At 70.3% G+C, this 546-nt stretch carries 1 protein-coding gene; it reads left to right on the top strand.

The genetic code is table 11. The features are described 5' to 3' along the window. Window positions 1–546 (top strand): amidohydrolase family protein (locus NOD94_RS41315; protein WP_281211379.1); only part of this gene is annotated, 546 nt, incomplete at both ends.

Raw genomic sequence — 546 nt, 5'->3', positions numbered from 1 at the left:
CACCTGAAGGCGGCGGCGGTCCGTGAGACCTGTGACGTGGTGATCAGCAACGTCCTGGTCATCGACGCGGTCCTCGGCATCCGCAAGGTGTCCATCGGCATCCGGGAGGGCCGCATCCACGCGATCGGCCGGGCCGGCAACCCCGACACCCTCGACGGCGTCGACGTCGTCGTCGGCACCGGAACCTCGATCGTGTCCGGCGAAGGCATGATCGCCACCGCCGGAGCCGTCGACACCCACGTCCACCTGCTCTCCCCGCGGATCATGGAGGCCTCGCTCGCCGCGGGCGTCACCACGATCATCGGCCAGGAGTTCGGCCCGGTCTGGGGCGTCGGCGTCAACTCCCCGTGGGCGCTGAAGCACGCCTTCAACGCCTTCGACGCCTGGCCGGTCAACATCGGCTTCCTGGCCCGCGGCTCCTCCTCGGACGCCGCCCCGCTGGTCGAGGCGCTGGCCGAGGGCGGAGCCAGCGGCTTCAAGGTCCATGAGGACATGGGTGCTCATACCCGTGCGCTGGACACGGCGTTGCGGGTGGCCGAGGAGTAC

Source organism: Streptomyces sp. Isolate_45 (assembly GCF_024721315.2).
Classification (GTDB): Bacteria; Actinomycetota; Actinomycetes; order Streptomycetales; family Streptomycetaceae; genus Streptomyces.
This window is presented reverse-complemented; position numbering and strand designations above follow the sequence as displayed.